The sequence below is a fragment of the Coprobacter fastidiosus genome (genome assembly GCF_982245605.1).
On sequence record NZ_CEVCIF010000029.1, the window covers coordinates 40,181 to 48,215 of the forward strand.

Here is an 8,035-nt window from a genome sequence, read left to right on the forward strand (position 1 = left end):
TCTACTTATTGCACATATTCAAATGTATTTGTCCTCCTTGGTGATTTACATCTAATTTCCGAACTTCCTCCAAGAATGATCTTGCTTTCACCAAGTTCCCTAAACCTAAATGTCCTAATCCCATTACATAGTTGCAATGAAGGAGATTTCGCTTATTCAGATCTTCTTCCCAAATTGCCAAATCAGGTAATGAAACAGCAAAATAATCTATCTTACAATTATCGAAAAGATGCTTCTCACCATGTTTGATCAGCTTATTAAAGCGGCTCCGAGCCTTTTTCTCATCACCTAAAGCTCGCCATGCCAATCCTTGATAGAATATTTTATCAGGTTGTTGATCATTATAGAAGAATGCTTGTGCAGGTTCAGAAGATCCGACTGTCGCCTTATGAAAACAACCTAAAGCTTCGCTCTCTTTACCGAGCTCACGATAACACAATCCTTTATAATAATAGATATCATTTTCCTCTGCTCCGGCGAGTTTTCCTTCTCCCAAATTGTACGGATACGATTCTGTTTTATTCAACAAATCCAAAGCCTCTTCAAACCGTCCTGCAGAAATTGCTTCTTTTGCCAGTTCTACGTGACACAAAACATATTGTCCTGTCACTTTTCCCTCACCGCCTTCCCACGGGTGGAACTTACGAGCCGCAAGCAAAGCTTTTGCTTCGGAATAACGTCCTAACTGATTATATAAAGTGATGCGTTCCAAAGCCAAATCATCACGGGATTCGACCAACGCGACATGTTTCTCAAGGAAAGTCAACCGTTCGGCATATGAACGTCCCAGTTTCTTATAAAGCTGGTCGAGTTCCATCAATATACGTGCATCCGTATTGTCTAAAGCAAAAGCTTTTTCTAAAGCAGCAACCGCCTTTTCTCGATTATTACATTTATTATAATATGCTAACGAAAGGTTCCGCCATACTGTCGGAAATTCAGGATCAATTGTTGCCGACTGCTCCCAACAAGATACAGCATTCTCATAGCGCCGGGAAGCATACCAAAAATTTCCTAAATAATAAAAGGATTTTGCATCGGAAGGATTTTGCCGGACGGCTTCTTGCAAAATCAAGACTTCTTCTATTCTGTTAGGGAAACAATATGCCGAATCGCATTTTTCTGCTTTAACAAAATATTCTTGTGCCAAAGAAGGATTACTTTGCTTCATGCATATATAACCCAATAAGTAATAAATGATAGGATATACTTTTTCGACATCCTGAAGATATAATCCGAGCAAGCCTGCAGCCTCCTCATATAACCCTCCTGCAACAAAATCCAAAGCATATTCAATGTACCCGTGAGACCAGTCTCGCATCAACTCTTTCAATTTTTCCAAATCAGAATTTTCTCCGGATGCCAAATAACGTTCATAGCGACATCCCATATTGAAAGAATCGATTTCTAAAGAAGCGTCAGCAAAAGCTACTGCTTTTTCATTGTATTTCATCTTACGGAGAAGTGAACACTTTAACTGACGAGCTTTGTGATGGTGCCAATTGCGTGTTAATGACTTTTCAACAGATTCGAGAGCCTTCTCATATTCTCCCCGAATGGTTTCTATTCGGGCTATTTCAAAATAAGAAGCATCTTGCCATGCGGCATTCCATGCAGCCTTATAAAACGCATCATAAGCCTCGTCTATCTTTCCCTGCATACGACAACTCCAACCTAAATTGAAATAGGGCTCTCCATCGTACGGATTAGGATTACGTTGTGTAAGAGTTTTTATTGCAGTACGAAAATGAGCTTCGGCTTTAGCAAATTCACCCTTTCTCATCCATAAAAGTCCCATAGCATTATTACAGCGGACATCTCCCGGTTCCCGACTTAGCGCTTCTTCATAATAATCCATCGGATTATAGGTAGCATGACGGTATTGTTCCAAATGCAACCCGGTCAAGAAAAGCTGTTCGATAGAAGCTATTTCTTTAGGATCTTTTGCTGCCTCTGCCGGATTCGGCAATGGCTTTATTTCTTCCTTATCGGCTTTATAGGTAAGCAATAATTTTCCATCCTGACCGTATATATCCGTAATCATATTTTCCGCAAGCACCCCGTTTGAAGGGAACTCGACACAGAAAGGTTCTGCCGGTGATACATTCACTGTATTGTCAAACAATATTTTACCGCTTACATCCTTCACCAAAACACGCACTTTCGGTTGTTTTCCCGTAGCGTACAATATCAATTTAGTATTATTCCCTTGTACGTCAACATTCAAAATCAGATCTTTTGTAGCATTCTTGACATATCCGACCTCTGCATAAGGCATAAAATACTGAACCCAAGATTTTTCTTCATACGGTTGCAACCATGTAAAATCAGGCTGATTATCGGTATATACGCCTGTCATCAATTCAATATAAGGGCCATCTTCGTCTGTGAGATTACGATCCCATGCAACACCGAAATCTCCATTCCCCCATGTCCATTGCTTTTTTCCAGGAGAAACATGATGATCGGCAACATGCAGCAATCCCCCTTTTTTATCTTCCTCATACCCTCCGACAAAGTCAAACTTCGACCGAATCGCCATATATGAAGTCGGAACCGGAATATTTTTATATTTCGAAATATCTACACCAGAAGAATAATCTTGTTTATAATACACACCGGTAGCAATAGGGAAACTCGAGACGGCTCTCTTTCCATGATCGAAAACAGCGTTTACATCAGGCGGGAAAACCGAATGATAGTGTTCATTCACCACAACTGCCGGATTAGCCCACCAAAGAAATGTTTGGGGGAAAGATGTCCGATTATAAACTTTAGCTTTTATTTCGATATACGCCTTTCCGGGATAAAGAGTAAAACCATGCATCCCTTTCGTTCGGAACATCCGTTCTACTTCATTACACCAAATGGTTTTACTTCCATCAGGGTTTTCTTCGATAGAATAATCTGTAGGCAAAAATGTTGAAGGACGATGATGTTGTGGCCAATTAAATTCTATACCACCTGAAATCCAAGGACCGGTAAGTCCCACAAGAGCAGGTTTTATAACCTGATTGTAATATACAAAATGACGTTTCTTGATTTTATCGTAGGCCATTTGCACACGACCTCCGAGCTCTGGTAAAACCATCATCTTGATATATTCGTTTTCAAGGAATAGAGCCTTGTATTTTTTCTCAAACTTTACATCCTCTATTTTCTCAACTACGGGATATGGATACACAGATCCGCAACTCCCTTGATATACTCTTTTTTCTAAAAAAATAGGATTTTTTTCTTCTTTTCCTATACCATACGTAGGAAGCATAATATCTTCTTCCCAAGCACGTACCTGTCCTTCCCCAACCTCACAACGGGTCAGGTATTCTGTAATTTTTTCCATACTTTATAGTGTTATTTTTTAACCAATTCTTTTTCTATATCTTCTAAACTTTTGCCTTTTGTTTCTGGTAGTTTTATCGTAACAAAAATTCCTCCGGCCAAACAAATCAAACCATAAAACCAAAATGTCCCGTAAGCGCCTAAACTATGATTCAAAATAGGGAATGTATAAGTAAGAATAAAACATGCTGCCCATAAAGCGAATGTAGCGACAGACATAGCAACACCTCTCACTCTGTTGGGAAATATTTCAGAAATGATAACCCACATAACGGGAGCTAATGTCATTGCATAACATGCAATTGCCAGCACAACGATAATCAGCAGCGGAAGTCCGGATACATGAAAATAGTATGCAGCACCCATAAACGCATAAATTACGGTCAATGCAAATGCTCCCAGCATCATCAGTTTTTTCCGTCCCCATTTATCAACTACAAACATGGCTAAAACGGTAAAGACGACATTTGTTATTCCTGTTATTACGATATTCATCAATACATCAGAAACTCCGTATCCGGCAGCCATAAATATCTCTTGCGCATAATTAAATATCACATTTATACCGCACCATTGCTGAAACATAGCCAATACAATACCTATTACCAATACATTACGTAAAGACGGAGACAGCAATGTCTTAAATCCGCCCTGCGGTTCTGCCGGTACAGTATGTTCTATCTCACGCATCTCCGCAAGAGCATACTCTCGCCCTCCAATCCTATCAAAAACCTGTAAAGCTGCATCTCTGCGCCCTACCGTAGCTAACCAACGAGGACTTTCGGGTAAAAAGAACCCAACTATAAAAAACAAAGCTGCCGGAACAATCATGGCTAAAAACATCCAACGCCACCCCCATTGGCCATTCCATGACAACCGAATCATTTCACCCGTAGCATCTTCGGCAACAGGTTCGGCAATCAACCAATTTACCACTTGAGAGGCTAATATACCCAACACTATTGTCAACTGATTTATCGATACAAAACGTCCCCTCACGTCTGACGGAGAAATTTCTGCTATATACATAGGAGAAAGGCTGGACGCAATTCCTATGGCAAAACCTCCGATAAGCCTGAATACATTAAACATAGTAAAACTATTACACAAGCCTGTACCCAAAGAAGTACAAATAAAAAGAGCTGCGGCTAAAATCAAAATCGGTTTACGACCGAAACGGTCACTAAATTTCCCCGCTATTAAAGCTCCGACAAGACAGCCTATCAAGGCACTGCTCATTGCCCACCCCTGCATATACGGATTATCGGCAATCTCGAAAAATTGTTCATAAAAAGGTTTAGCACCTCCGATAACAACCCAATCGTATCCGAACAGAAAACCTCCCATTGCAGAAGCCAGGGCTATAAAAAACAGAAAAAATTTACTATGTGCATTCATCGGTTTTCAGTATTAAATTTTAACAATACAAAGAGAACGCTTTTTTTTTAGCTACAACATAGAGAAAAATGTTATTTACATGGATAATTTTATTCTGTTTATCAATTTTATATGAATATATATTATACAATATACAGCCCTTAAAATAATGAATACATGCTTGTTACAAATTAAAATTATCAATATATTTGCGAAAGTGTATCTTAAATCACATAACTTATGGCTAAAATAAAAAGCGGATTCAAAGGAGAAAGAGCTATAGTTCTGCCTTCCGCAGTTGTCGATAGCATCGCTCAAGATGTTTTAGGGAAAGAGTTGCATATTACCGACATAGGTTATTATCCACAAGCGTCATATCATTACCGTGAACGCACAAAAGAAGAAGCGGAACAATTTATATTGATTTATTGTGTTGAAGGTCACGGATGGTTCAGCATAAACGGGAATAAATACTCGGTACAATCGAACCAATTTTTTATCTTACCTAAAAATACAGCACATTCATACGGAAGCGACCTTAAAGACCCATGGACTATTTATTGGATACATTTCAACGGAGAAAAAGCATCATTCTTTGCAAACGGATTTGACAAACCGACAAACATCACTCCCAACTCCGACTCTCGTATTGAAGAGCGTCTCCGTCTTTTCGAAGAAATATTTTATACATTAAGCAAAGGATATAGCAAAAATAATTTCTATTATGCAATTACAAGCTTATTCTATTTTCTCGGATCTATGAAATTTTTGGGAGAATATAGGGAAAGTGCACAACCCCAAAACAAACAAATGGACATTATCGAAGATATTATTCACTATATGAGAGAAAATATAGAAAAAAAGATTACATTATCAGACTTAGCAACTCATGCCGGATTATCATCTTCTCATTTATCATCTATATTCCAAAAAAAGACCGGATATTCGCCACTTCGATATTTCACACATTTACGTATTCAAGAAGCATGTCACTATCTCGACTTCACAGATATGAAAATAAATCAAATATGTCACAAATTCGGATTTGAGGATGCATTCTATTTTACCCGGATTTTTACACAAGTCATGGGAATGTCACCAAGCAAATACAGGGAACAGAAAAAAGGATAAATACCGATTAATAAAGAAAAAAGACCGGATAATAATATCCGATCTCTTTTATAAAGGATTATTGACCTATCAATTCCGTCAACTTCTCAGGACTAAAGTTTTTGGCTATAATTACCCCGTTTTGATCTAACAGATAATTTCCAAAACCTTTTTTAAGACGGAAAGCCTTATAAATATCTGAAGACTCCCCTTCCTTGTCATAGAATTGCGTATTTCTATCCAACTCGTCTAATTTGACGGTTTCTTCAAAAATGACTCTGCTCGGGTCATACGAAACCGAAACAAACGAAAGATTCTGATGATTCAATTTTTCGATCTCCTGCCGCATTCTTATATTTGAAATGCGCGACGAAGCATCATAGCTAGCCCAAAAATTAAGCACAACATATTTGCCCTTCAGATCTCTCAAATCGAAAGTCCCGGCGGTGGAATCAGTCATTTGAAAGTTCGGAGCTTTTTCTCCGACAAACAATCCGGTTTTAGGAAACCGATTATTACTAGCTGAAAACATCAAAAACAATACAAATAACGCAAAGATTGACTTTACTTTCTTCATACTGAAGTTTTATAATTCATACTAAACCTGCAGTTGCGACATCTCGTCAGAATTCTGCAAGCCCCACTGATTTTCAGCGGTAAATCTACTATCTCGAAAACGCCTTTTCCCTGACAGAGATTTAGAAAACGAGTGCAAAGATGCATTTTTTCTGAAAAACAGCCCAAAAATATTTATATTTTTTAACAATACAACCTAAACAAAATAGTATTATAACATTGTTTTATTTTCTTCATTACTGAAATATGCATATCTTTTTAAGCTACAAAAAATACATAACAGTATTTTAATTATCTTTGCAGCCCATATTTATAAGATACAATTTTATGAGCCAAAAGACCGAAATCATATTGATCAATATCTCCGGAGGTGATAAACCGGGAGTAACATCAGCTCTAACACGAATATTAGCACGTTATAACGCTACGATTCTCGACATCGGACAAGCAGACATTCACCACACCTTATCCTTGGGTATTCTCTTTAAAACGACTGATGATAATTCAGGAGAAATAATGAAAGATCTGTTATTCAAGGCTTATGAATTGGAAATAAATATCAAATTTTCTCCGATTAGTGAAAGTGAATATAACAGTTGGGTAAGCCTCCAAGGAAAAAACCGATATATCATCACGATCCTAAGCCGACAAATTACTGCCCGACAAATCGGAGAAGTGACTCGTGTCGTCGCAGAACAGGGATTAAACATCGATGCCATTCAACGGCTTACCGGAAGAATTCCTCTGGACGAATCAGCTCGTAAGCCAAAATCATGTATAGAACTTTCGGTCAGAGGAACTCCGAGAGATAAATCTTCAATGCAATCGAATTTTATGCAATTATCTTCGGAATTAGGTATGGATATATCTTTTCAACAAGACGATATGTTTCGCCGTTGCCGCCGTCTTATATGTTTTGATATGGATTCTACTCTCATCGAAACAGAAGTAATCGACGAATTGGCAATACGTGCCGGAGTCGGTGATGAAGTAAAAGCAATTACCGAATCTGCCATGCGTGGAGAAATCGATTTTTCCGAAAGTTTTGAACGAAGAGTGGCTTTATTAAAGGGACTCGATGTTTCTGTAATGGAAGATATTGCTCAAAATCTTCCTATAACGGAAGGCGTAGATCGTATGATGCAGGTTCTTAAAACAGCAGGATTCAAAATTGCGATCCTTTCGGGAGGATTCACCTATTTCGGAAATTACCTGAAAAAGAAATACGGAATAGATTATGTGTATGCAAACGAATTGGAAATAGAGAACGGTAAGTTAACAGGAAAACACATCGGCGATATTGTTGACGGAAAACGTAAAGCTGAACTATTACGTCTCATCGCACAAGTAGAAAACGTGGATATTGCTCAGACCATCGCTGTCGGTGACGGTGCCAATGACCTGCCCATGCTCAATATAGCTGGCTTGGGAATAGCTTATCATGCCAAACCGAAAGTAAAAGAAAACGCTTCCCAGTCTATCTCAACAATAGGTCTCGATGGTGTACTTTATTTCTTAGGTTTCAAAGATTCCTATATCGGAGACAATAAGATATAAATCAAAAAACTCAAATCCAAGAGGGTGTATCAAAATTGAGAAGATTTGATACATCCTCTTTTTCCCTTTGTTA

Annotated in this window: 5 protein-coding genes; 2 read left to right on the forward strand and 3 right to left on the reverse strand. The window is 38.3% G+C overall.

Annotation, left to right across the window (positions count from 1 at the left end; genetic code table 11):
- Position 1: 1 nt before the first annotated feature.
- Positions 2-3,343 carry a DUF5107 domain-containing protein gene (locus tag AC0UMU_RS08730; RefSeq protein WP_022390746.1) on the reverse strand — a complete coding sequence of 1,114 codons (3,342 nt, stop codon included), beginning with the start codon at positions 3,341-3,343 and terminating at the stop codon, positions 2-4.
- An 11-nt stretch (positions 3,344-3,354) separates the two neighbouring features.
- A complete protein-coding gene (locus AC0UMU_RS08735) occupies positions 3,355-4,740 on the reverse strand; it encodes a sugar porter family MFS transporter (protein WP_022390747.1) in 1,386 nt (461 codons plus the stop codon).
- 219 nt (positions 4,741-4,959) lie between these two features.
- Between AC0UMU_RS08735 and AC0UMU_RS08740 the strand changes: the two genes are divergently transcribed.
- Positions 4,960-5,850, forward strand: coding sequence for an AraC family transcriptional regulator (locus tag AC0UMU_RS08740; RefSeq protein ID WP_122303827.1), 891 nt, complete (start codon positions 4,960-4,962; stop codon positions 5,848-5,850).
- Between the two features lie 58 nt (positions 5,851-5,908).
- Here the strand turns inward: AC0UMU_RS08740 and AC0UMU_RS08745 are convergent, their stop codons facing one another.
- Complete coding sequence (locus AC0UMU_RS08745) at positions 5,909-6,406, reverse strand: peroxiredoxin family protein (protein ID WP_122337431.1); 498 nt, start codon at positions 6,404-6,406, stop codon at positions 5,909-5,911.
- Positions 6,407-6,732: 326 nt separating this feature from the next.
- Between AC0UMU_RS08745 and serB the strand changes: the two genes are divergently transcribed.
- Positions 6,733-7,962: a phosphoserine phosphatase SerB gene (gene serB / locus AC0UMU_RS08750; RefSeq protein WP_022390750.1), complete on the forward strand. Its 1,230-nt coding sequence runs from the start codon at positions 6,733-6,735 to the stop codon at positions 7,960-7,962.
- Positions 7,963-8,035 lie beyond the last annotated feature (73 nt).

Bases quoted from the DNA above. Each gene is read 5' to 3' on its own strand.
- AC0UMU_RS08730 (WP_022390746.1), bottom strand. From the start codon at position 3,343: ATGGAAAAAATTACAGAATACCTGACCCGTTGTGAGGTTGGGGAAGGA.
- AC0UMU_RS08735 (WP_022390747.1), bottom strand. From the start codon at position 4,740: ATGAATGCACATAGTAAATTTTTTCTGTTTTTTATAGCCCTGGCTTCT.
- AC0UMU_RS08740 (WP_122303827.1), top strand. From the start codon at position 4,960: ATGGCTAAAATAAAAAGCGGATTCAAAGGAGAAAGAGCTATAGTTCTG.
- AC0UMU_RS08745 (WP_122337431.1), bottom strand. From the start codon at position 6,406: ATGAAGAAAGTAAAGTCAATCTTTGCGTTATTTGTATTGTTTTTGATG.
- serB (WP_022390750.1), top strand. From the start codon at position 6,733: ATGAGCCAAAAGACCGAAATCATATTGATCAATATCTCCGGAGGTGAT.